This is a genomic window from Comamonas sp. HJ-2 (assembly GCF_053615495.1).
In genome coordinates this window covers 171,736-193,982 of the sequence record NZ_JBSIFD010000010.1, presented here as the reverse complement: position 1 = coordinate 193,982, position 22,247 = coordinate 171,736, and the positions used below count along the sequence as shown (strand labels likewise).

Genomic DNA, 22,247 nt, shown 5'->3' with positions numbered 1-22,247 from the left:
GAGCACCATGTCCACTCCCAAAAAGATTGCAGTCATCGCCGGCGACGGCATCGGCAAGGAAGTCATGCCCGAAGGCCTGCGCGCGCTGGAAGCCGCAGCCAGGCGCTTCGACCTGCCGCTGGAGTTCCACCATTTCGACTGGGCCCACTGCGACTACTACGCCGAACACGGCCAGATGATGCCCGACGACTGGAAGGCCCAGCTCTCGGACATGGATGCCATCTTCTTCGGCGCCGTGGGCTGGCCCGCCACCGTGCCCGACCATGTCTCGCTGTGGGGCTCGCTGCTCAAGTTCCGCCGCGAATTCGACCAGTACATCAACCTGCGCCCGGTGCGCCTGTTCGAAGGCGTGCCCTGCCCCCTGGCCGGCCGCAAGCCCGGCGACATCGACTACTACGTGGTGCGCGAGAACACCGAAGGCGAATACACCTCGCTGGGCGGCGTGATGTTCGAAGGCACGGACCGCGAGATCGTGATCCAGGAATCGGTCTACTCGCGCAAGGGCGCCGATCGCCTGCTCAAGTACGCCTTCGATCTGGCCCAGAGCCGCGCCAAGAAGCACGTGACCCTGGCCACCAAGAGCAACGGCATCGCCATCAGCATGCCCTGGTGGGACAAGCGCGCCGACGATGTGGCCAAGGACTACCCCGAAGTCACGCTGGACAAACAGCACATCGACATCCTGACCGCCCGCTTCGTGCTTCAGCCCGGCCGCTTCGACGTGGTGGCCGCCACCAATCTGTTTGGCGACATCCTGTCCGACCTGGGCCCTGCCACCACGGGCACCATCGGCCTGGCACCATCGGCCAACCTCAACCCCGACCGCAACTTCCCCTCGCTGTTCGAGCCCGTGCACGGCTCGGCACCCGACATCTACGGCAAGAACATCGCCAACCCCATTGCCATGGTCTGGTCGGGCGCGCTGATGCTGGACTTCCTGGGCCGCAGCGAAGGTGCCTGGCGCCAGGCCCACGACACCATCGTGGCCGCCATAGAGCACACGATCAAGGCCGGTCCGCTGACGCCAGATCTAGGCGGCAAGGCCAACACCACCGAGGTGGGTGAAGCCATCGCCGCGGCCATCGCCAAGGCCTGATGACTCCGGGCTGGCCCCAGCCGGCCCGATTCAAGGCGCACCCCGCACAGACTGAACCTGCACCGGGTGCTTTTGCACGCCTGAACGCCCAGGGCCACCGGCTGCGGCGACCTAGGCTTCAGACCGCGATTTGGCTTTGGCTTGCGAAGCCGGTTTTCTGGCCGACCGTGCCTGGGCATTGCGCTGCGCAGCGGCCTGCACCAGTGCCTGGAACGCTGCGGCGTCAAGCGCATCGCCCAAATGCAGGTCTATGGCCCGGCGCGTGGCGCCTTCAAGACTGGCATTGAACAGGCCGGCCGGATCGGCCAGGGCCGCGCCATGCGCGAAGGTCAGCTTGACCACGGCCTTGTAGGTCTCGCCCGTGCACAGGATGCCGTCCTGCGACCATACGGGCGTTCCGCGCCATTTGAGCTCTTCCACCACGGCGGGCAAAGCCTCGTGGATCAGCGCGCGCACGCGAGCCAGCATGGCGCCGCGCCAGTCGTCCAGGCCGGCAATCCTGGCATCGATCAGAGCCGAGGCCTCGGGGCCGCTGACAGGCTCGGCCGGAGGTGCGGGCATGGGTGGCAAGGCGGTCATAGATGGGTCTCCATGGTTGGACCAGGAATCATGCCCGGCACAAGGCTCAAGACATGGGACAAGGATTCGACCACGGTAGCACGCCGGAGCAGAGTGACCCCAGAGTGCCAGCCCGCCCTATATCAGGCTCATTCCAGGCTCAGCCCAGCTCGCCCGCGACCTCGCGCAGGCATTCGACCAGCAAGCCCGTGGTCGGCGTCAGCGGCTGGCCGCGCAAGGTGATCAGGCCGACGGGCGGCAGATCGATGGGCACGCCCAGATCCAGCATGGCCAGCGTACCCAGGGCGGCATGGCAGCGGGCCACGCCACGCGCCATGAAGGCCACGGCGCCGCGCTGGTGCACAAAGGTCAGCTGCGAGAGAAAAGACGCGGTCTCCACGATGTCGGCTGGCGGGTGCAGGCCGTGGGCATAGAACTGCTGCTCCAGCTTCACGCGCAGCGAGGCCCAGGGCGGCGGCAGCACGCAGGGCTGGCCCGCCAGGGCCTGCCAGCTGGCCGCACCCGGCGCCAGCAGCGCATGACCGGGCCGCACCACGGCCACCATGGGATCGTCGTACAGCGCCTCGGTCTCCAGGTCGGGCGCGGCATAGCCGGGCTCCAACCGCCCCACGAACAGATCCAGCTCCCCCAGGCGCAGCTTGGGCAGCAAGCGCGTCAGGTCCCCCTCCTCCACCATCACCGTGGTCTGGTCCGAACGCGCCTTGAGCCGCTCCACGGCGCGCGCCAGCAGCACCGGCGTGGCCACCACCATGGCGCCCACACTGGCGCGCCCGCGCGCGCCGCTGGCCTCGGCAGCCATCTCGTCGCGCGTGCGTTCGAAACCGGCCAGCACGGAGCGCGCAAAACGCACCATGCTGACACCGGCTGCCGTGGGTTCGGTGCCGCGCGTGGAGCGCTCGAACAGCACCATGTCCAGCATGCGTTCGACCTCGGCCAGAGTCTTGGAGACGGCAGGCTGGGTCACGGCCAGAAACTCGGCCGCACGGCCCAGGTGGCGGAACTGGTCCAGCGCCACCAACAACTGCAGATGGCGCAGCTTGAGGTTGGAGCGCAGCACACGATCGATCTTGCTCATGGGGCTTCATTACCTAATAGTTATGAAGCGAGTCTATCTTTTCATTGGATTGTCATGGAGCAGTTTTGAACAATCGGGGCTGGCAGTTCAAATAACGACAGGAGACAAGCGATGACCCCCCCACGCAGCAGCCGGCGCAGCTTTGTGCTCGGCGCCCTCGGCGCAGCCACGCTCGGCAGTTCCACCCGCCTGCTGGCCCAGACCTGGCCCGAGCGCCCCATCACCTTCATCTGCCCCTGGCCTGCCGGCGGCACGGCCGACCAGTCCATGCGCGCGCTGTGCACCGTGGCCAGCCGCATCCTGGGCCAGGCGATTGCAGTCGAAAACCGCGCCGGAGCCTCGGGCATGATCGGCTCCAAGGCCCTGGCCTCGGCCAAGCCCGACGGCTACACCATCGGCCAGATCCCGATCTCGGTCACGCGCTTTTCCCAGCTGGGCACGTTGCAGGCCGATCCGCGCAAGGACTACACCTATATCGCGCGCACCTCGGGCCAGACCTTCGGTATCGCCGTGCCGGCCAACTCGCGCTTCAAGACCTTGCAGGACTTCGTCGCCGCCGCCAAGGCCAAGCCCGGCAGCATCACTTACGCCCACGCCGGCGTGGGCGGCGCCACGCACGTGGGCATGGAGGAATTTGCGGCCGCAGCCGGCATACAGCTCAGCCACGTGCCCTACAAGGGCGGCGCCGAGGCGCTGCAGGGCGTGCTGGGCGGCCATGTGGATGCGCTGGCCGACTCCAGCTCCTGGGCTCCGCATGTGGAAGCCGGCAAGCTGCGCCTGCTGGCCACCTGGGGCGAGCAGCGCACGCCGCGCTTCAAGGAGGTGCCCACGCTCAAGGACCTGGGCTACAACGTGGTCGTCGATGCGCCCAACGGCATCGGCGCGCCCAAGGGCCTGCCGCCCGCGGTCGAAGCCAAGCTGCGCGATGCCTTCCGCCAGGCCGTGGCCAGCCCCGAGTTCAAGGCCGTGGCCGACAGGCTGGACGCACCCTTGCTCTACCTGGACGGCCCCGACTACGCCAAATATGTGAACACGGTCTACCAGAAGGAGACCGTGCTCATCGACAAACTCAAGCTGCGCGACCTGATGCGCTGACGCGCCGCGTCCCCACCGCCTCAGGCCCGCCATCCCCGGACTCCAAGATGCTCTCCTCCTCTTCTTCCCTGCTGCACCTGCACCCCAACGACAATGTGCTGGTGGCCAAGACCGCCCTGGCCCTGGGCCAGGACATTCCCGAGCTGGGAGTGCGCACGCGCGCCCAGGTGCCGGCCGGCCACAAGATCGCGGCACGCCGCATCGCCGAGGGCGAGCAGGTCAAGAAGTACGACACGGTGATCGGCGTCGCCACACGCGACCTGGAGCCTGGCGACTATGTGCACAGCCACAACCTCAAGCTGGTGGACTACTACCGCGACCCCTCGTTCGGTGCCGACGTACGGCCCGTGGACTACGTGCCCGAGGAACAGCGCGCCACTTTCCAGGGGTTTGTGCGAGCGGGCGGCGGCGTGGGCACGCGCAACTTCATCGGCATCCTGTCCTCGGTCAACTGCTCGGCCACCGTGATCAAGCGCATCGCCGCCCACTTCACGCCCGAGCGGCTGGCAGCCTTTCCCAATGTGGATGGCGTGGCCGCCTTTGCCCAGAACAGCGGCTGCGGCATGTCCTCGCCCAGCGAGCACTTCGACGTGCTGCGCCGCACCCTGGCCGGCTATGCGCGCCATCCCAACCTGGCGGGCGTGCTCATCGTGGGTCTGGGCTGCGAACGCAACCAGGTCGATGCCTTGGTAGATTCGCAAGGCCTCAAGGAAGGCCAGTTGCTGCGCACCCTGGTGATGCAGGAAGTGGGCGGCACACGCGCCACCATCGCGGCCGGCATTGCCGCCATCGAAGAAATGCTGCCCATCGCCAACCAGGCCCAGCGCAGCACCGTCGCAGCCAGTCACCTCAAGATCGGCCTGGAATGCGGCGGCTCGGACGGTTTTTCGGGCATCACGGCCAACCCCGGCCTGGGCGCGGCCATGGACATTCTGGTGCGCCACGGCGGCACGGCCATTCTGTCCGAGACGCCCGAGATCCATGGCGTGGAGTTCATGCTCACGCGCCGCGCCATCAGTCCCGAAGTCGGCCAGAAGCTGCTGGACCGCCTGGCCTGGTGGGAACGCTATGCAGCCGGCCAGAACGCCCAGTTCAACGGCGTGGTCGGTCATGGCAACCAGGCCGGCGGCCTGGCCAACATCTTTGAAAAATCCCTGGGCAGCGCCATGAAGGGCGGCACCACGCCGCTGCGCGCCGTCTATGAATATGCCGAGCCCATCACCGAGCACGGCTTCGTCTTCATGGACTCGCCGGGCTACGACCCGGTGGCCTCCACGGGCCAGATCGCCAGCGGCGCCCAATTGATCTGCTTCACCACGGGTCGCGGCTCCATGTTCGGCAGCAAGCCTGCACCCACCATCAAGCTGGCCAGCAACACGCCCATGTACCAGCGCCTGCAGGAAGACATGGACATCAACTGCGGCGTGGTCGTCGACGGAGAGCTGAGCGTGCCCGAGCTGGGCCAGCAGATCTTCGAGCAGATCCTGCGCCATGCCAGCGGCGAACCAACCAAGAGCGAAGCCCTGGGACTGGGCGACCACGAATTCGTGCCCTGGCATCTGGGCATCGTGAGCTGAGGAAAACACATCTTCCAGAGCTTTGCGCCCTTATCCGATCTTCACTTTCTGCGATTTTCACCATGAACGCCACGCCACTCAGACTGCAACGCACCGAACTGCAGCGCAGCGCCAACTTCATCGCCGGTACCTGGACGCCTGCTGCCAGCGGCGCCAGCTTTGCCGTGACCGATCCGGCCACGGGCAACACCATCACCAGCGTGCCCGATTCCGGTGCGGCCGATGCGCGCGCCGCCGTGGATGCCGCCCAGGCAGCCCTGCCCGCCTGGCGCAAGCTGCCGGCCAAGCAGCGCGCTGCCATCATCAAGCGCTGGAACGATCTGGTGCTGGCCCATCAGGACGATCTGGGCACGCTGATCTCGCTGGAGCAGGGCAAGCCCCTGGCCGAAGGCCGGGGCGAAGTCGCCTATGCCGCCAGCTATATCGAATGGTTCGGCGAGGCCGCCACGCGCATGAATGGCGAAGTCATTCCCGCGCCCGTGCCGGGCCGGCGCATGTTCGCCCTGCTCGAACCCGTGGGCGTGGTCGCCGCCATCACGCCCTGGAATTTCCCGGCCGCCATGATTGCGCGCAAGATCGCGCCGGCCCTGGCTGCGGGTTGCACCGTGGTCTGCAAGCCGGCCGAGGACACACCGCTGACCTCGCTGGCCCTGGTGCTGCTGGCACATGAAGCCGGCGTGCCTGCCGGCGTGCTCAATATCGTCACGGCCTCGCGCGAGCGCACGCCCGAGGTGGTCGATCAATGGCTGGATGACAGCCGCGTGCGCAAGATCACCTTCACCGGCTCCACGCCCGTGGGCAAGCACCTGGCACGCCGCAGCGCCGACACCCTCAAAAAGCTCTCGCTCGAACTGGGCGGCAATGCGCCCTTCATCGTTTTCGAGGACGCCGATGTGGCTGCGGCCGTGGACGGCTTCATGGCCGCCAAGTTCCGCAACGGCGGCCAGACCTGCGTCTGCCCCAACCGCGTCTTTGTGCACCGCTCGGTGCACGAGGCCTTTGCCCAGCAACTCAGCGCCCGTGTGGCGGCCCTGCACGTGGGCCCGGCCAGCGACCCGGCCTCGCAGATCGGCCCCATGATCAACGACCGCGCGGTCGAGAAAATCGCCCGCCATGTGGAGGACGCGGTGGCCAAGGGCGCCAAGGTGCTCACGGGCGGCCGCCGCCTGCCCGAGCTGGGCCCCACCTACTACGCGCCCACCGTGCTCTCGGGCGCCACGGCCTCCATGGCCTGCGCCTGCGAAGAGACCTTCGGCCCCGTGGCCCCGCTGACCGTGTTCGACGACGAGGCCGAGGTCATCGCCGCGGCCAACGACACGCCGTTCGGTCTGGCCGCCTATTTCTACAGCCAGGACCTACGCCGCATCTGGCGCGTCGCCGATGCCCTGGAATCGGGCATCGTGGGCATCAACGAAGGCGCACTGGCCGCCGAGGCCGCCCCCTTTGGCGGTGTCAAGGAGTCAGGCTACGGCCGCGAAGGCTCGACCCACGGGCTCGACGATTACCTGCACATCAAATACGTCTGCCAAGGTGGATTGGATTGAATGCAGAACACCACCCGGAAGAGCTGCGCGACCAGCCCAGGCCCTTGCTTGGCGTCTCTGGCTTGGGCCGCGCCAGTTACAGGCGCCGCGCCTATTTACCTGCACTCAGCCCTTTCACTGAATCGAGACCCTCATGCCCGCACTGAACCCCTTCAAGACCGCCATCACCGCACGCCAGCCCCAGATCGGGCTATGGCTGTCCATGGCCGCCCCCTACCTGGCCGAAGCGGCCGCCACCACAGGCTATGACTGGTTGCTGATCGACGGCGAGCATGCGCCCAACGATCTGCGCAGCACGCTGGGTGCGCTGCAAGCCGTGGCGCCGCACGGCGCCCAGGCGGTGGTGCGAGTCGTGGAAGGCAGCACGGCCCTGATCAAGCAGATGCTGGACATCGGCGTCAAGACGCTGCTCGTGCCCATGGTGGACACGGCAGACCAGGCCCAGGCCATCGTGGCTGCCACGCAATACCCGCCCCTGGGCGTGCGCGGCGTCGGCAGTGCCGTGGGACGTGCCTCTCAGTGGAGCAGCCGCGCCGACTATCTGAATGTGGCCGACGACGAGGTCTGCCTGCTGGTGCAGGCCGAGACCACCACGGCCCTGAAAAATCTCGAAGCCATCTGCGCCGTGGACGGCGTGCATGGCGTCTTCATAGGTCCTGCCGACCTGGCTGCCTCCATGGGCCACCGCGGCAACCCCGGCCACCCCGAGGTGCAGGCTGCCATCGAGGCAGCGATGCGGACCATTGTTGCCTGCGGCAAGGCTGCAGGTACGCTGACCTCGGACCCCGCGCTGGCACAGCGCTACCTTCAGCTCGGCTGCAGCTTTGTGGCCGTGGGCGTGGATGTGCTGATGTTCGTGAATGCCGCGCGCAAGCTGCGTACCCAGTTTGCCGGCTCCACGGTGGCGGCCCCAGCACTGCCAGGAGCCGCCTACTGAAGCCTTGAAGCACCGTGCAGAAGTTGCAACCATGCCCGCATATCCTGACGAAGATGCCGAACAGCCGCCAAAGCCAGGGCAGCATCACAATGCGCGTGGCCTCTCAGCCACATCTGCACATCACTTCATCGCTGCCGGAGCGATCTGTGCCGAACCTCCGCACGACAAGTTCATGCAGCGACGGCGCCTGGCGCGGTCGACACCGGGGAAGCCGGGTTGGCAGCCAGCCAATGCTCAAACTCCTTCGGTGCCAGCGGCCGGGCGAACAGAAAGCCTTGCGCCACCGGGTAGCCCTGCTCGCACAGCATCACGCTCTGCGTTGGCGTCTCCACCCCTTCCGCCACCACGGTCAGGTGCAGACTCTTGCCAATGCCCAAAATAGCACTGCTCAACGCCCGAGCCGCCTCGTCATGTTCAAGATCGGCCACGAAGCTGCGATCCAGCTTGAGTTCGCTGACCGGCAGCCGGCGCAGATAGCTGAGGCTGGAGTAGCCGGTGCCAAAATCATCCATGGACAGGCGCACGCCATGCGCATGCACCTCGTTGATGGTCTTCATGGTGCTGGGGTTGGTGTCCAGCAAAATGCTTTCAGTCAGCTCCAGGGTCAGGTCCTGCGGCACCAGATCGTTTCGGTCCAGCGTGTCGGCGATCATTCGTGGCAAATCCAGATTGTGAAAGCTCGACGGCGACAGGTTGACCGACACCGCGGGGACTTCCATCCCCTTGGCCCTCCACTGCGACAGCTGGCGACAGGCCTCTTCCAGTGCCCAGCTTCCCAGATCGGCGATCAGCCCGCACTCTTCTGCCAGCGGGATAAAGCGGGCAGGCGAAATCTCGCCCAGCTCGGCATGGGTCCAGCGCGCCAGTGCCTCCACGCCATACAGACGGCCGGTGACCATTTCGATCTGAGGCTGATAGTGCAGGCGCAGGCCGCCGCTTTTGAGCGCCTTGCGCAGTGCAGTCTCCAATGCCAGGCGCTCCTGGGCCAAGCGGTTCATTTCGCTGCTGAAGAAACAGAAACGGCCGCGCCCCTTGCTCTTGGCCTGGTACATGGCCATGTCGGCGCGGTGCACCAGGGTTTCCATATCCCGGCCGTCCATGGGAAACATTGCAATGCCCACGCTGGCGGATATGGACAGCGAGGTGTCGGCGATATTCAGGGGCTCTGCCAGCAACTCCTGCAGTCGTTCGATGGTATTGGCCACATGCTCCGCATCGCATTGCGGCAGCACCGCAACAAACTCGTCACCCGACAAACGCCCGGCAATATCGGAGCTGCGCAGCACGCGCTGTAATCGCGTCGCGACATTGCGCAGCAATTCATCCCCCACAGGATGACCCAGAGAATCATTGACCTGCTTGAACCGGTCCAGGTCGATGAACAGCACCGCCAACTGCTCGTCATTGCCGGCAGCTGATGCAATCGCCTGATCGGCCTTGGCCTGCAGCAGGCTTCGATTGGGCAATCCGGTCAGTCCGTCGTAGAAAGCCAGCTGACGAATGCGCGCGCGCGACAGCTCACGCTCCAGCGCCAGGGCGCACAGATGGATGCAGGCATCCACCAGCTGCTGGTGAAAAGCCGAGGCATCCCCCGGTCAGCTGCTCCCGGTAATAGAACGCGAAAGTACCGATCGGCTTGCCGCCGCTGTTGCAGATGGGAGTGGACCAGCAGGCTTTGAACCCCAGCGGCAGGATCAGGTGCTTGAAATCCGTCCACAACGGATCATGTGCAATATCGTCCACCAGCACCGGCGCGTTGCGCCAGGCCGCCGTTCCGCAGGAGCCCACATTCGGCCCTATGGCCACCCCGTCTAGCAGCGCTGAATAAGAATGCGGCAGGCTTGGTCCAGCCAGCGGATGGAGCAGCCCCTGGGCATCCACCTCGAGAATCGAGGCCGTCACCTCCGGAGCAATCCTCTCGACCTCCTGGCACACCATCTCCAGCACCTCCGCCAGCGGCCGCTCGCGCGCCATGGCTTCCAGCACTCGGTGCTGCAAGGCCTCATGCATCTTGGAGCGCGTGATATCGGTCAGCATCGAAACCGTGTATTGCCAGCGCCCGTCCGCGTCGAGGATGGGGTTGCTGATGACCTTGGCCCAGTAGCGCTGTCCATGCTTGCCGACCACGATTTCCTCACGCCCCACAGGCTGGCCGGCGCGCAATTCCGCGCGATAGTGGTCCACAAAGGCCTCGGACGCCTGAGGAGCCAGCAAGGCAATCGGCATGCGCCCCGCGACCTCCTCGGTGCGCCAGCCGAACATGCGCGTAAAGCCGCCGTTGACATGCACGATGCGTGAGCTTCCATCACTGATGACCACTGCCGTGTCGGAGGCATCGGCCACCAGGGACAAGCGACGCAAGTGCTCCTGCTGCGCCTGCTCCCGGGCTCGCCGCTGCGTGACGTCGGTAGCGATCTTCAGAATATGCATCACCCGGCCCTGGGCATCCATCACCGGTGAATAGGTAGCCTCCAGCCAGCAACTGCTGCCATCGCTGCGTAGTCGCTCCACCACTCCGGAGTAGGCATTGCCTGCGCACAGATGCGTCCAGATTTCCCGATACCTGGCACTGTCGGCCAGACGCGCAGAGCAAAAGCTGCGATGTGGGCGGCCCAGAGACTGCTCACGCGTAAAGCCCATGAGCTGCAGATAGTTGTCATTGGCACGGTGCAACGACCCATCCAGGCCAAATTCAGCCATGGCCATGACCCTGTCCAAGGCCTGCAGCTGGGCCAGCTGCAGCTCAGGAGGCATCGCGCCAATATCTCCCTCTCGCATCATTATTCCTTTGCATATTCGCATCCCAGGCCGGCTCGAATCCGGAATGGAAAAGTCATGCTTTTATCTGGATGCAGGCAATAATAATGACGAAAACGAGATTCAATATTCGTGATTCAGTCCAAGTGTTCAAAAAAACTTTGATCGACAACAGCTATTGACTTGCGAGCCCGTGCTGCGCTGGCAAAGTGCTCTGCCGGGCAGTCACCGGCCGCTGCGGCAGAGCAGCGGTGTGCCCGGCTATCAGCCAGCCGGTGTCTCAGCGTCGCCATTTGCCGCCAAATTGGTTGACCACCATGCCCAGCAGAACGCCCAGCGTGCCCAGCCATTGCAGGCCATTGGGAGCTTCTCCCAGCAGCAGCATGGCCGACAGCAGACCGATCACCGGCACCAGCAGCGACAAAGGGGCCACGGTGCTGGCTGCATAGCGCTGCAGCAACCGCGTCCACAGACCATAGCCCAGCAAGGTGGACAGAAAAGCCAGATAGGCGACCACCCCAAGCTCGCTCCAGCCTATGGACTGCAGCTGCGAAGCCACCGAATCCGCGCCATCCACCCACAGGGACAGCAACAGCAGCGGCAGCATGGGGAAGACGCTGGTCCAGACGATGAAGGACACCGGCTCATACGAGCCTTGCTTGGCCGCCATCCGCGTCAGCAGGTTCGAGCCGGCCCACATGGCCGCGGCGCCCACGGTCAGCACAAAACCGATCAGCGTCATATCCGATGTCCCCTCACCATGGGCTGCACCGATCAGCAGCAGTCCGGCAAGAGCGATGAGCAGGCCCAGCCATTGCCAGCGCTGCGGTTTCTCGTGCAAGAACGCAGCCGCCAGCAGCATGGTGATGAAGGCCTGGGTCTGAAGCACCACGGATGCCATGCCGGCAGGCATGCCCAGCTTCATGCCGGTGAACAGCAGGCCGAACTGCCCGACCCCTTGCACCAGGCCGTAGGCGGCCAGCAGACCCCAGGAAAGATTTTTGGGCGGACGCACGAACAGCAGAAACGGCAGCGATGCCGCGGCAAAGCGCAGCGCGCACAGCAGCAGGGGCGAGAGCTTGGCCAGCCCCCACTTCATGACCACGAAATTAAGACCCCAGACCACGATGACGATGATGGCGCTGAGCCAGTCCGGACGGCTCATGCCGGAGGTGGGTGAGGATGCAGAACTCATGACACTGACAACTGATATTGGATTTTCTAGATCAAGCCCCCTAGTATGACTTGCCATCAGTCATGACTGGCTGCGAAAGCGGTCAAATCGAATACCGGGACTGCAAACGGTCTTACTTGAGCAGATACCGGTCCACTTTGATCGGCAGCATGAGCAAGGCCTTGAATACATACAGGACGATCAAAGTGCCGCTGAAGTCGCCCAGGATCATCACCAGAAGCTGGTCCATCTGAAAACCATCCCCTATGACCACGGACCAGGCCTGGTGCAGCAAGGCATTGCTCAGTCCGTAAATGACACTGAGCCACAGCAGGCGACGCGGCGTGAGATCACTGAGAGATCGCCCGAGCCCCATCCATTTACGAGCTGCGCAATAGGTGCCATAAGGGGCAAGCGTGGCCATGATGCCGCCCGCAAATGCCCGCAGCCAGTCATCCGGGAAAAAGTAGAAGTTGCAGACCAGCCATGACACGACGAAAAGCCCGGCCACGCCCGCCTCCGCAAAAAGCAGGGTACAAAGCAGACGAGCGCCTGCAGGCAGGTAAATCCAGTTGACGCCCCTGACAAATTCCAGTTCGGAGAAAATCCACTGATTAAGAGCCAGCATCGCCAGGAACAGCAAAGCCGTGATAACCGCCACCGAAAATTGCGTCCAAATGTTCTTCATGCGCTGCCGCCGAGCTTGTTCACTGTCTGCACAGTATTATGAGTGCCGTTTATTCGCTCTTCGTTAGCGGCGCGTCGCCTGTTTTTGCCTTCTCATGCCAAAGTCCCTGTCTGCCGATATCTATTTACGCTTTCTGCACCTGGCAGCGACCATCCGCAACCTGCCAGTGCTGCCCGCACTGGATCCACTGGAGGAACGCCTGCTGGAGCAAATCGCCAATGCCGGCACGCGCCAGGAGCGTCTTTGCGTCCGGGACCTGATGGCCCAGCGTGAACTCGGGTCTCCGGCCACGATTCACACCCGTCTGAAATCCATGCGCCAGAAAGGCTGGATCCTGCTGGCCGATACCGAGGATGCCAGACGCAAGCAGATCGAGCTCAGTGCCGATGCCCACAAGCATTTCGAGAAACTCTCGCACTGCATAGTTCAGGCCGCAGCCGAGAGCTGATGCAGAAATGAAAAAAGCAGCCGCCGGGCTGCTTTTTTCATGGAGCGACCGACAGCGATCAGCTGCCGGCCACCTTCATGCGATTGATCAGCATGGAGCCCACGGTCTTGGCACCGTAGTTGTAAGCATCGGCTCCGATGGCCTCAATGCCCTTGAACATGGTCTTGAGGTTGCCCGCGATCGTGATTTCGTCCACGGGGAAAGCGATCTCGCCGTTCTCCACCCAGAAGCCGCTGGCGCCGCGCGAATAGTCGCCAGTCACATAGTTCACGCCCTGGCCCATCAGCTCGACCACAAACAGGCCCGTGCCCAGCTTCTTGAGCATGGCATCCAGATCGTCGCCCGCCTTGGTGCGGCGCGAAGTCATGACAAGATTGTGCGAGCCGCCGGCATTGCCCGTGGTCTTCATGCCCAGCTTGCGCGCCGAGTAGCTGGACAGGAAATAGCCTTCCACGCGGCCGGCATCGACCACCTTGCGAGCCTGCACGCGCACGCCCTCTTCGTCAAAGGGCGAGCTGCCCTTGCCGCCCAGGACAAAGGGGTCTTCCTCGACATCGATGTGCTTGGGGAAGATGGGCTTGCCCATGGAGTCGAGCAAGAACGTGCTCTTGCGATAGAGGGCGCTGCCGCTGACGGCCTGCACAAAGCTGCCCAGCAGGCCGGCGGCCAGCGGAGACTCGAACAGCACCGGGCATTCGGTGGTCGGGATCTTGCGGCTGCCCAGACGGCTCAGCGTGCGCTCTGCGGCGTAGCGGCCCACGGCCTCTGGCGAGGCCAGATCGGCAGCATTGCGCATGGAGCTGTACCAGTAGTCGCGCTGCATCTCGCCATTCTTGCCGGGCAACTTGGCGATGGGCGCCACCGACATGCTGTGGCGCGAGCTGGCGTAGCCACCGCGAAAACCGTTGGTATGGGCCGTGAAGAAATGGCTTTGCTGGGCCGAGACGCCCGCACCTTCGCTGTTGCTCACGCGGCGGTGGGTCTTGAAGGCGGCCTCCTCGCAGCGCAGCGCCATCTCCGCAGCGGCTTCGCTGGTGATATCCCAGGGATGGAACAGATCCAGATCGCGATGCGTGCCGGGCAGCGCGATATCTGCGCTGTCGGGCAGGCGGGCAAACGGGTCTTCTGCGGTGAAGCGCGCGATGTCATAGGCGGCCTGCACGGTCTGCTTGATGGCGGCTTCGGAGAAGTCCGAGGTGCTGGCATTGCCCCGGCGCTGACCCAGATAGACGGTCACGCCCAGCGACTTGTCGCGGTTGCGCTCCACGGTCTCCAGCTGGCCCTTGCGCACGCTGACCGACAGGCCGCAGCCCTCGGAAGCCTCGGCGCCGGCGTCCGTCGCACCCAGCTTTTTGGCATGCTGCAAAGCCTGGTCCACCAGCCCCTCGAAAAAGGCTTGGCTGAAGCTGAAACCGGCTTGCGGTGCGGATTGGGCCTGTGCACTGGAAGTGCTTGTATTGCTGGAGCGAGGTTTTTTCATAGCGGCGGATATGATAGCCGCCACTGCGGCGCCCTCTGCGCTGCCACCGATATTGCCCCCTTACCATGTCACGCAAACCCACCAAAGGCTATTTTGTTCGCGGAAAGTTCGTTGCCGAAGGCAGCGAGCTGGACCTTGAGCTGAAGGCCGAACTCAAAGGCACTTACGACTCCACCAAGACCGACCTCAAGCGCGAAAGTGATGCGCTGCAGGATCTGGGCAAGGAGCTGATGACGCTGCGCAGCGACCTCTTCAAGCGTCTGCAGCTGTCCGACCAACTGATCGACGCGCTGGCCGAGGCCAAGCGCATCACCAACTTCGAAGGCAAGCGCCGCCAGCTCCAGTATGTGGGCAAGCTCATGCGCAAGCTGACGCCTGAACAGGTCGCGGCCGTCAAGCAGGCACTGGACGAGCAGCGCAATGGCTCGGCCAGCGAAAAAATGTCGCTGCAGGTGGCCGAGCAATGGCGCGACCGCCTGATCGTCGAGGAAGCGGCCCTGTCCATCTGGCTGGAGCATTTCCCCGGCACCGATGTGCAGCAGCTGCGCTCGCTGATCCGCCAGTCGCGCAAGGACATCGACAAGGCCAAGGAGCAAGCCGCCGCAGCGGCCGCTGCCGCCGGCCCCGATGCCGAGCCCAAGGAAGTCAGCAAGGGCCGCGCCTACCGCGACCTGTTCCAGCTGGTGCGCGAGCAACTGGCCAGCGCCGGCAAGGCCGGTGCGAGCGCCGAGGATGACGGCGATGAGTGATGTGCCCGTATATCTTCACGATGCCGTGAAGATCGGCATTGTCTCCATCAGCGACCGCGCCAGCAGCGGCGTCTATGAAGACAAGGGCCTGCCCGCGCTGCAGGAATGGCTGAGCCGCGCGCTCAAGAACCCCATCCAGTTCGAGCCGCGCCTGATTCCCGACGAGCAGGCCGGCATCAGCGCGGCGCTGATCGAGCTGGTCGATGCAGGCTGCAGCCTGGTGCTGACCACCGGCGGCACCGGCCCCGCGCTGCGCGATGTGACGCCCGAGGCCACTTTGGCCGTGGCCCACAAGGAAATGCCGGGCTTTGGCGAGCAGATGCGCCAGATCAGCCTGGCTTTTGTGCCCACGGCCATACTCTCGCGCCAGGTGGCGGTGATACGCGGCAGCAGCCTGATCATCAATCTGCCGGGACAGCCCAAGGCGATTGCCGAGACGCTGGAAGGCCTCAAGGACGCCGACGGCAAATCCAAGGTCAACGGCATCTTTGCTGCCGTGCCCTACTGCATCGACCTGATCGGCGGCCCCTATCTCGAAACCCATGACGAGATCTGCAAGGCCTTTCGCCCCAAGACCGCGATTCGCGCGCCGCGCACTGCATAGCCTGCAGCGCCAGGTGCAATCCCTGCCAAAACACCCACCAAAGCAGCCTGCGGGCTGCTTTTTTCATGGTGCTCACGTGGCATGGCTGCTGTGGGTATCTCGCTGCAACCGCTATCAGAATAAAAGCACTTTGCGCCTTTCATACATGGACTTCAGCAATAAATCCATCTGAAACCTATGACAAACAAGCACTAGAAGCTATCAAAGCAGGTGTATCCCTTGGGATTTCCCGCAAGTGCTTGCCCCGATGCCAGACGCATGGGCCGCCCCTAGCATGTTTGCTGCGATGCAGCGACAGCGGCCACCCGCCGACCGGACGCTGCACGCTCTCTCCACATTTCTCATAATTTTCAGGAGACTCCATGCATCGCTTGTCCCAGTCTGCGCCCTCTGCCTGCCTGCTGGCTCTCGCCCTGACGGCCGCTTTCGCGGCTCCCGTCATGGCACAGGAAAAAGTCAAGATCGGCTTCATCACCGACATGTCCAGCCTCTATGCCGATGTGGAAGGCAAAAACGGTGCCGTTGCCATACAGATGGCGATTGACGACTTTGGCGGCAAGGTACTGGGCAAACCCATCGAGCTGCTGACGGCCGACCACCAGAACAAGGCCGATATTGCGGCCAGCAAGGCCCGCGAATGGATAGACACCCAGGGCATCAGCCTGGTGTTCGGCGGCACCAACTCCGCCACGGCCCTTGCCATGGCCAAGGTCGCACAGGAGAAAAAGCGCGTCTTCATCGACAATGGCGCGGGCAGCTCGGCGCTGACCAACGAGCAATGCAGCCCCTATACCGTGCACTACGCCTTCGATACCGTGGCCCTGGCCAAGGGCACGGGCGGTGCCGTGGTGGACACGGGCGGCAAGAGCTGGTTCTTCGTGACGGCCGACTATGCCTTCGGCCATGCCCTGGAAGCCGACACCAGCAAGATCATCGAAGCACGTGGCGGCAAGGTGCTGGGCTCGGTCAAGACGCCGCTCAACGCCAGCGACTTCTCCAGCTTCATGCTGCAGGCCCAGAACAGCAAGGCGCAGATCCTGGGCCTTGCCAATGCCGGCGGAGACACCATCAACTCCATCAAGGCGGCCAAGGAATTCGGCGTCACCAAGAACATGAAGCTGGCCGGCCTGCTGGTCTTCTTCAGCGACATCCACAGCCTGGGCCTGAAGAACACCGAAGGCATGCAGTTCACCGCCCCCTGGTACTGGGACATGAACGATGGCTCGCGCAAGTTTGCCGACGCCTTCATGGCCAAGACCCAGCGCCGCCCCAGCGAGATCCAGGCTGCCGACTACTCGGCCACCATGAACTACCTCAAGGCCGTGGAAAAAGCCGGCACGCTTGATGCCGACAAGGTCATGGCCACCTTGAAAAGCACCAAGATCGACGACTTCTTCGGCCAGGGCTATATCCGTGAAGACGGCCGCTATGTGCACGATATGTACCTGATGCAGGTCAAGTCGCCGGCCGAATCCAAGGGCACCTGGGACTATTACAAGATCATCAAGAAGCTGCCAGCCGAGCAGATCTGGACCACCAAGGCGGAAAGCAAATGCCAGTACTGGCGGTGACTTGAACCCGCGAGGCATACGCCCCGCACCGGCAAAACGGACAGCAAGCCGCGGCAGCTGTCCGTTTTTTCATGGCAGCAGTTCCAGCAGCTCCAGGCGTCAATCCGCAACAAACTTACATCGCGATATTTGCGCCTTATCGAGATGGACCTGACGGGCGGCGTCCCCAGCGACCCTTTCCAAGCCGAACGCCGCAGACTCTGCTCCATTACGGAACAAAAAGGCAGGCCCTCGTGCCTGCCTTTTTTCATGGCGACGGGCGAAAGCGCTTGATGCACAAGCGCCGCAGCCCGGCTTCAGCTCAGGTCAACGTGCCGTGGTGTCGGTCGATGCATTGACGATGGGAATGTAGAAATCGCCGCCCGCCTGATTGAACTCCGCCGCCTTGGCCTGCATGCCCACGGCAATGCTGTTCTCGGCGCTCACGCCTTGCTGCTTGGCAAAGTCGCGCACTTCCTGGGTGATCTTCATGGAGCAGAACTTGGGTCCGCACATGGAGCAGAAATGGGCCACCTTGGCGCTGTCCTTGGGCAGGGTTTCGTCGTGGTAGGCCTGGGCCGTATCGGGATCCAGTCCCAGGTTGAACTGGTCCTGCCAGCGGAAGTCGAAGCGTGCCTGGCTCAATGCATCGTCACGCGAACGCGCGCCCGGATGGCCCTTGGCGACATCGGCGGCATGGGCCGCAATCTTGTAGGCGATGATGCCCTGCTTGACGTCGTCTCGGTCGGGCAGACCCAGATGCTCCTTGGGCGTGACATAGCACAGCATGGCGGTGCCAAACCAGCCGATCATGGCCGCGCCGATGGCCGAAGCGATATGGTCGTAGCCGGGGGCGATGTCTATGGTCAGCGGGCCCAGGGTGTAGAACGGAGCCTCGTGGCAGTGCTTGAGCTGCTCGGTCATGTTCTGCTGGATCATGTGCATGGGCACATGGCCGGGGCCTTCGATCATGGTCTGCACATCGTGCTTCCAGGCGATCTGCGTCAGCTCGCCCAGCGTGGCCAGCTCGGCAAACTGGGCATCGTCGTTGGCATCCGACGCGCAGCCGGGACGCAGACCATCGCCCAGCGAGAAGCTCACGTCATACTGCTTCATGATGTCGCAGATGTCCTCGAAATGTTCGTAGAGGAAGCTCTCGCGGTGATGAGCCATGCACCACTTGGCCATGATGGAGCCGCCGCGCGAGACGATGCCGGTGCGGCGCTGGGCCGTGAGGTGGATGTAGGCCAGGCGCACGCCGGCGTGGATGGTGAAGTAGTCCACGCCCTGCTCGGCCTGCTCGACCAGCGTGTCGCGGAAGATCTCCCAGGTCAGGTCCTCGGCAATGCCGCCGACCTTTTCCAGCGCCTGATAGATGGGCACGGTGCCGATGGGCACGGGCGAGTTGCGCACAATCCAGTCGCGCGTGGTGTGGATGTTCTTGCCGGTGGACAGGTCCATGACATTGTCCGCGCCCCAGCGAATGGCCCAGACCAGCTTTTCCACCTCTTCCTCGATGCTGGAAGTCACGGCCGAATTGCCGATGTTGGCGTTGATCTTGACCTTGAAATTGCGGCCGATGGCCATGGGCTCGATTTCAGGGTGGTTGATATTGGCCGGAATGATGGCGCGGCCGCGCGCCACTTCGTCGCGCACGAATTCGGGTGTGATGATCTTCGGGATCGCTGCGCCCAGGCTGTTGCCGGCCAGGCGCAGCTCGCGCGCCGCGTCCTGCTGGTATTGCGCCATCCATTCACGGCGACCGTTTTCACGCAGGGCCACATATTCCATCTCGGGCGTGATGATGCCGCGCTTGGCATAGTGCATCTGGGTCACGTTCTGGCCAGATTTGGCACGGCGCGGCTGGCGCTGCAGCGCGGCCGCCTCGGCACGCAGCTGCTCCACACGCAGGTCTTCTTCGCCGCGCTTGCCGCCGTCGTCCAGCGCCACACGCAGGCGACCCACGTAGTATTCGCTGTCGCCGCGCGCTTCGATCCAGGCACCTCGCACGCTGGGCAAGCCCTGGCGCACGTCGATCTGTACGGCGGGATCGGTATAGGGGCCCGAGGTGTCGTAGACGCTGACCTGCTCTCCATTGGTGAGCGCAATATCGCGCACCGGCACACGCAGCTGCGGATGCAGCGCGCCACTCAGATAGCTCTTGGTCGATGCGGGAAACGGCTGGCGCGACTGAGCCAGCAGCTCGGCAAAACGGGCGGCATCGGGGGCATGACCTGCAGCAGGCGTAAAAATGGAATCAGGGGCGTTCATCGCAGTCTCCTCAAAGCGGTTGAAGTGCATCAAACGCTCCGTGGAGTGCGGCCCTGCTCTGATCTTGCCCTGCACTGGCCCGGCCCACTATGGGGTATCCGGCCTGTGCCGCCGAAATTCTGCAATCTCGGCCTGGTTCTTCACGCACCGGCTGTCCAGAAAAGACAAAACCCCAGTGCGCGAGGCGCCTGGGGTTTGCTGTGCCCATGGCTTTCAGGGTTGGCACTCGCGCCAGTTGCCCTGTCAATCCATCGGCCCTGCGTCAGGGTCCCGCTCTTCTTCCGCCGGTATGAACCGGATCAAGTTCGTCGGGTTCGCCTGCACTGTTTTCACAGTGACTGGCATCTCAGCGCTTTCGCACACCCCGGAGCTGCACGCAGTATAGGCTGGTTTTGCCACAATTTGCGCACTATTGAAGCTGTTTAACTATCCTGACCCTCAAGCGTCTAATCCGCCGTTCAATCCAGCCCCTGCAGCGCCAGCCATTCATTGCTGGCAGCACGGCTTGCGCGCCACTGGTTGATGGGCGCGCTGACATCCTCGTAGCCCAGGGCAATGCCAAAGGCAATCTGGTAGCCATCCGGCAATGCCAGCTGTTCGATCAGCATGTCGTTGTACATGCGCCAGAAGCCCTGGGCACAGGTGGCCAGACCTTTCTCCACCGCCAGCAGCATGAAGGACTGCAGATAGATGCCCAGATCCACCCATTGCGCATAGCCCATGCGCTCCTCCACGGCCACGAAAATACCCACGGGCGCACCGAACATCTGGCCGTTCTTGGCCAGCTGGGCCAGACGTGCTGCCTTGTCCTCGCGACCGATATTGAGTGAGCGATACAGATCTTCGCCGTTTTCAAAGCGGCGACTGCGGTAGGGCTCCCACAAACCGGGTGGATAGGACAGGCCGGGGCGCTGCACGGCCTCGGTCTCCCTGGCCCTGGCGCATAGATCCTTGAGCGCCTGTCCGCCCACTGCGGTCACACGCCAGGGCTGCATATTGCCGCCGGACGGCGCCTGCGCTGCGGTCTCCAGCAAGTCCCGCACCGTGGCAGCAGCCACGGCCTGCGGCAGAAAAGCGCGCACCGAACGACGCTGCTGCAATGCTTGACGAATATCCATCTCTTCTACTTTCCTAAATCGCTGGTGTGCAGTGTAGGAGCTTGCGGCATTTTCCCGAGTCGCCGTGGATACCTTGTCGCAGCCGCCCCGGTGCTTGCCCTGATGGCGAGCCCTGCTCCAACTGCGACCATGCTGGCTGCCCGTCGCAGTGACCGGGTACTCACCACCTCAGGAGATGACTCTGATGAAGCCTCGCTCTGTTTGCTCCGCTACCGTTTTTTCCCCAAGAACATTGACGCTGGCACTGGGATGCCTGCTGACCGCTGCAGGCGCTCAGGCGCAGGACAAGATTCGCATCGGCTTCATCACCGATATGTCGGGCCTCTATGCCGATGTGGACGGCAAGGGTGGTGCTCTGGCCGTGCAGATGGCCGTGGACGACTTTGGCGGCAAGCTGCTGGGCAAGCCCATCGAGGTACTGACGGCCGACCACCAGAACAAGGCCGATATCGCGGCCAGCAAGGCACGCGAGTGGTTCGACACCCAGGGCATGAACATGCTGATCGGCGGCACCACCTCCAGTGCCGGCCTGGCCATGGGCAAGGTGGCCGACGAGAAGAAAAAGGTCTACATCATAAACGGCGCAGGCACTTCGGCACTGACCAACGATCAGTGCAGCCCCTATTTCGTGCACTATGCCTATGACACCGTGGCGCTGGCCAAGGGCACGGGCAAGGCAGTGGTGGAGCTGGGCGGCAAGAGCTGGTTCTTTCTGACAGCCGACTATGCCTTTGGCCAGGCGCTGGAGGGCGACACCACCCGCGTGGTCAATGCCGCTGGCGGCAAGGTGCTGGGCAACGTCAGGCACCCGCTGAACACAGCCGACTTCTCTTCCTTCCTGCTGCAGGCCCAGAACTCCAAGGCCCAGATTCTGGGCCTGGCCAATGCAGGCGGCGACACCATCAATGCCATCAAGTCGGCACGCGAGTTCGGCCTGACCAAGACCATGAAGCTGGCCGGCCTGCTGCTGTTCAGCTCCGACATCCACAGCCTGGGCCTCAAAGCCACGGAAGGCCTGATGTTCACCGACAGCTGGCATTGGGACCTGAATCCCGAAAGCCGCAAGTTCTCGGATCGCTTCTTTGCCAAGTTCAAGAAGATGCCCACCTCGCTGCAGGCAGCCAACTACTCGGCCGCCATGCAGTATCTGAAGCTGGCCGAGAAGCTGGGCACGACGGACGCCGACAAGATCATGGCCGGCTTCAAGGCCACGCCGCTATCGGACTTCTATGCCAAGGGCGTGATCCGCCCCGACGGCCGCTACGCTCACGACATGTATCTGCTGCAGGTCAAGACGCCGGCCGAATCGAAGAAGGCCTGGGATTACTTCAAGGTGCTCAAGACCCTGCCCGGCGACCAGGTCTTCACCACCAAGGAAGAGAGCAAGTGCGCTCTGTGGAAGTAGCCGGTCGGCATTGAAGAAGCAGCCGGGCTGCCTGCGTGGCACCCGGCTTGATGCCTTGCGCTTCGTCCTCGCCTTCTTGCCACGCAAGAAGAAGCGTCGA

At 63.7% G+C, this 22,247-nt stretch carries 17 protein-coding genes, 1 pseudogene and 1 riboswitch; of the genes and pseudogenes, 10 read left to right on the top strand and 8 right to left on the bottom strand.

The window, feature by feature from the left end; translation table 11 throughout:
- The first annotated feature begins 7 nt into the window (after positions 1 to 7).
- Entirely contained in the window at positions 8 to 1,096 is a 1,089-nt protein-coding gene (locus tag ACWGXF_RS09995) for a tartrate dehydrogenase (protein WP_256631024.1), read from the top strand.
- A gap of 111 nt (positions 1,097 to 1,207) precedes the next feature.
- On the opposite strand, the gene ACWGXF_RS09990 is transcribed toward ACWGXF_RS09995, so the two are convergent.
- Both ACWGXF_RS09990 and ACWGXF_RS09985 read right to left on the bottom strand, forming a co-directional pair.
- Positions 1,208 to 1,675 (bottom strand): DUF1801 domain-containing protein, encoded by a 468-nt coding sequence (locus ACWGXF_RS09990; RefSeq protein WP_012839311.1) that lies wholly within the window; start codon positions 1,673 to 1,675, stop codon positions 1,208 to 1,210.
- 139 nt (positions 1,676 to 1,814) lie between these two features.
- Entirely contained in the window at positions 1,815 to 2,750 is a 936-nt protein-coding gene (locus tag ACWGXF_RS09985) for a LysR substrate-binding domain-containing protein (protein WP_057092889.1), read from the bottom strand.
- A gap of 111 nt (positions 2,751 to 2,861) precedes the next feature.
- Between ACWGXF_RS09985 and ACWGXF_RS09980 the strand changes: the two genes are divergently transcribed.
- From ACWGXF_RS09980 to ACWGXF_RS09965, 4 genes are all read left to right on the top strand, one after another.
- A complete protein-coding gene (locus tag ACWGXF_RS09980; RefSeq protein WP_087863711.1) occupies positions 2,862 to 3,845 on the top strand; it encodes a Bug family tripartite tricarboxylate transporter substrate binding protein in 984 nt (327 codons plus the stop codon).
- A 47-nt stretch (positions 3,846 to 3,892) separates the two neighbouring features.
- Positions 3,893 to 5,422 (top strand): UxaA family hydrolase, encoded by a 1,530-nt coding sequence (locus ACWGXF_RS09975; protein ID WP_256631025.1) that lies wholly within the window; start codon positions 3,893 to 3,895, stop codon positions 5,420 to 5,422.
- Between the two features lie 62 nt (positions 5,423 to 5,484).
- The gene (locus ACWGXF_RS09970) at positions 5,485 to 6,966 is read left to right on the top strand and encodes an NAD-dependent succinate-semialdehyde dehydrogenase (protein ID WP_256631026.1); all 1,482 of its coding nucleotides are present in this window, start codon (positions 5,485 to 5,487) and stop codon (positions 6,964 to 6,966) included.
- Between the two features lie 133 nt (positions 6,967 to 7,099).
- Positions 7,100 to 7,903, top strand: a complete 804-nt coding sequence (locus tag ACWGXF_RS09965) for an aldolase/citrate lyase family protein (protein WP_256631027.1) — start codon at positions 7,100 to 7,102, stop codon at positions 7,901 to 7,903.
- A 170-nt stretch (positions 7,904 to 8,073) separates the two neighbouring features.
- Here ACWGXF_RS09965 and ACWGXF_RS09960 read toward each other — a convergent pair.
- The 3 genes and pseudogenes from ACWGXF_RS09960 to ACWGXF_RS09950 all read right to left on the bottom strand — a co-directional run bounded on the left by ACWGXF_RS09960 (position 8,074) and on the right by ACWGXF_RS09950 (position 12,522).
- A pseudogene (locus ACWGXF_RS09960) lies at positions 8,074 to 10,681 on the bottom strand (sensor domain-containing protein).
- A gap of 259 nt (positions 10,682 to 10,940) precedes the next feature.
- Positions 10,941 to 11,825: an EamA family transporter gene (locus ACWGXF_RS09955; RefSeq protein WP_427774026.1), complete on the bottom strand. Its 885-nt coding sequence runs from the start codon at positions 11,823 to 11,825 to the stop codon at positions 10,941 to 10,943.
- 142 nt (positions 11,826 to 11,967) lie between these two features.
- Positions 11,968 to 12,522: a hypothetical protein gene (locus ACWGXF_RS09950; protein ID WP_003069368.1), complete on the bottom strand. Its 555-nt coding sequence runs from the start codon at positions 12,520 to 12,522 to the stop codon at positions 11,968 to 11,970.
- 94 nt (positions 12,523 to 12,616) lie between these two features.
- Between ACWGXF_RS09950 and ACWGXF_RS09945 the strand changes: the two genes are divergently transcribed.
- Positions 12,617 to 12,970 (top strand): hypothetical protein, encoded by a 354-nt coding sequence (locus ACWGXF_RS09945; protein WP_003069365.1) that lies wholly within the window; start codon positions 12,617 to 12,619, stop codon positions 12,968 to 12,970.
- Between the two features lie 58 nt (positions 12,971 to 13,028).
- Here the strand turns inward: ACWGXF_RS09945 and pmbA are convergent, their stop codons facing one another.
- A complete protein-coding gene (pmbA, locus tag ACWGXF_RS09940) occupies positions 13,029 to 14,450 on the bottom strand; it encodes a metalloprotease PmbA (protein WP_012839320.1) in 1,422 nt (473 codons plus the stop codon).
- 65 nt (positions 14,451 to 14,515) lie between these two features.
- Between pmbA and yjgA the strand changes: the two genes are divergently transcribed.
- The 3 genes from yjgA (at position 14,516) to ACWGXF_RS09925 (ending at position 17,374) form a co-directional block, all read left to right on the top strand.
- Positions 14,516 to 15,199: a ribosome biogenesis factor YjgA gene (gene yjgA, locus ACWGXF_RS09935; protein WP_034389466.1), complete on the top strand. Its 684-nt coding sequence runs from the start codon at positions 14,516 to 14,518 to the stop codon at positions 15,197 to 15,199.
- Entirely contained in the window at positions 15,192 to 15,803 is a 612-nt protein-coding gene (mog, locus tag ACWGXF_RS09930; RefSeq protein WP_202789048.1) for a molybdopterin adenylyltransferase, read from the top strand. Before yjgA ends, mog begins: the two co-directional genes overlap by 8 nt.
- 362 nt (positions 15,804 to 16,165) lie before the next feature.
- The gene (locus tag ACWGXF_RS09925) at positions 16,166 to 17,374 is read left to right on the top strand and encodes an ABC transporter substrate-binding protein (RefSeq protein ID WP_039049162.1); all 1,209 of its coding nucleotides are present in this window, start codon (positions 16,166 to 16,168) and stop codon (positions 17,372 to 17,374) included.
- Positions 17,375 to 17,680: 306 nt separating this feature from the next.
- Here ACWGXF_RS09925 and thiC read toward each other — a convergent pair whose 3' ends face one another.
- Both thiC and ACWGXF_RS09915 read right to left on the bottom strand, forming a co-directional pair.
- Positions 17,681 to 19,624, bottom strand: coding sequence for a phosphomethylpyrimidine synthase ThiC (thiC, locus tag ACWGXF_RS09920; RefSeq protein WP_256631030.1), 1,944 nt, complete (start codon positions 19,622 to 19,624; stop codon positions 17,681 to 17,683).
- A gap of 259 nt (positions 19,625 to 19,883) precedes the next feature.
- Positions 19,884 to 20,001: riboswitch (TPP riboswitch) on the bottom strand.
- Positions 20,002 to 20,082: 81 nt separating this feature from the next.
- A complete protein-coding gene (locus tag ACWGXF_RS09915; RefSeq protein ID WP_003069352.1) occupies positions 20,083 to 20,742 on the bottom strand; it encodes a nitroreductase in 660 nt (219 codons plus the stop codon).
- Between the two features lie 184 nt (positions 20,743 to 20,926).
- Here ACWGXF_RS09915 and ACWGXF_RS09910 point away from each other — a divergent pair, with 184 nt between their 5' ends.
- On the top strand, positions 20,927 to 22,147 hold the full coding sequence (locus ACWGXF_RS09910; RefSeq protein WP_012839327.1) for an ABC transporter substrate-binding protein: 1,221 nt from the start codon (positions 20,927 to 20,929) through the stop codon (positions 22,145 to 22,147).
- Positions 22,148 to 22,247: the final 100 nt, after the last annotated feature.

Coding starts and splice junctions, on each gene's coding strand:
- ACWGXF_RS09995 (WP_256631024.1), top strand. CDS start 8: ATGTCCACTCCCAAAAAGATTGCAGTCATCGCCGGCGACGGCATCGGC.
- ACWGXF_RS09975 (WP_256631025.1), top strand. CDS start 3,893: ATGCTCTCCTCCTCTTCTTCCCTGCTGCACCTGCACCCCAACGACAAT.
- ACWGXF_RS09955 (WP_427774026.1), bottom strand. CDS start 11,825: ATGAGCCGTCCGGACTGGCTCAGCGCCATCATCGTCATCGTGGTCTGG.
- ACWGXF_RS09965 (WP_256631027.1), top strand. CDS start 7,100: ATGCCCGCACTGAACCCCTTCAAGACCGCCATCACCGCACGCCAGCCC.
- ACWGXF_RS09915 (WP_003069352.1), bottom strand. CDS start 20,742: ATGGATATTCGTCAAGCATTGCAGCAGCGTCGTTCGGTGCGCGCTTTT.
- ACWGXF_RS09980 (WP_087863711.1), top strand. CDS start 2,862: ATGACCCCCCCACGCAGCAGCCGGCGCAGCTTTGTGCTCGGCGCCCTC.
- ACWGXF_RS09985 (WP_057092889.1), bottom strand. CDS start 2,750: ATGAGCAAGATCGATCGTGTGCTGCGCTCCAACCTCAAGCTGCGCCAT.
- mog (WP_202789048.1), top strand. CDS start 15,192: ATGAGTGATGTGCCCGTATATCTTCACGATGCCGTGAAGATCGGCATT.
- pmbA (WP_012839320.1), bottom strand. CDS start 14,450: ATGAAAAAACCTCGCTCCAGCAATACAAGCACTTCCAGTGCACAGGCC.
- ACWGXF_RS09970 (WP_256631026.1), top strand. CDS start 5,485: ATGAACGCCACGCCACTCAGACTGCAACGCACCGAACTGCAGCGCAGC.
- ACWGXF_RS09945 (WP_003069365.1), top strand. CDS start 12,617: ATGCCAAAGTCCCTGTCTGCCGATATCTATTTACGCTTTCTGCACCTG.
- ACWGXF_RS09950 (WP_003069368.1), bottom strand. CDS start 12,522: ATGAAGAACATTTGGACGCAATTTTCGGTGGCGGTTATCACGGCTTTG.
- thiC (WP_256631030.1), bottom strand. CDS start 19,624: ATGAACGCCCCTGATTCCATTTTTACGCCTGCTGCAGGTCATGCCCCC.
- ACWGXF_RS09925 (WP_039049162.1), top strand. CDS start 16,166: ATGCATCGCTTGTCCCAGTCTGCGCCCTCTGCCTGCCTGCTGGCTCTC.
- ACWGXF_RS09990 (WP_012839311.1), bottom strand. CDS start 1,675: ATGACCGCCTTGCCACCCATGCCCGCACCTCCGGCCGAGCCTGTCAGC.
- ACWGXF_RS09910 (WP_012839327.1), top strand. CDS start 20,927: ATGAAGCCTCGCTCTGTTTGCTCCGCTACCGTTTTTTCCCCAAGAACA.
- yjgA (WP_034389466.1), top strand. CDS start 14,516: ATGTCACGCAAACCCACCAAAGGCTATTTTGTTCGCGGAAAGTTCGTT.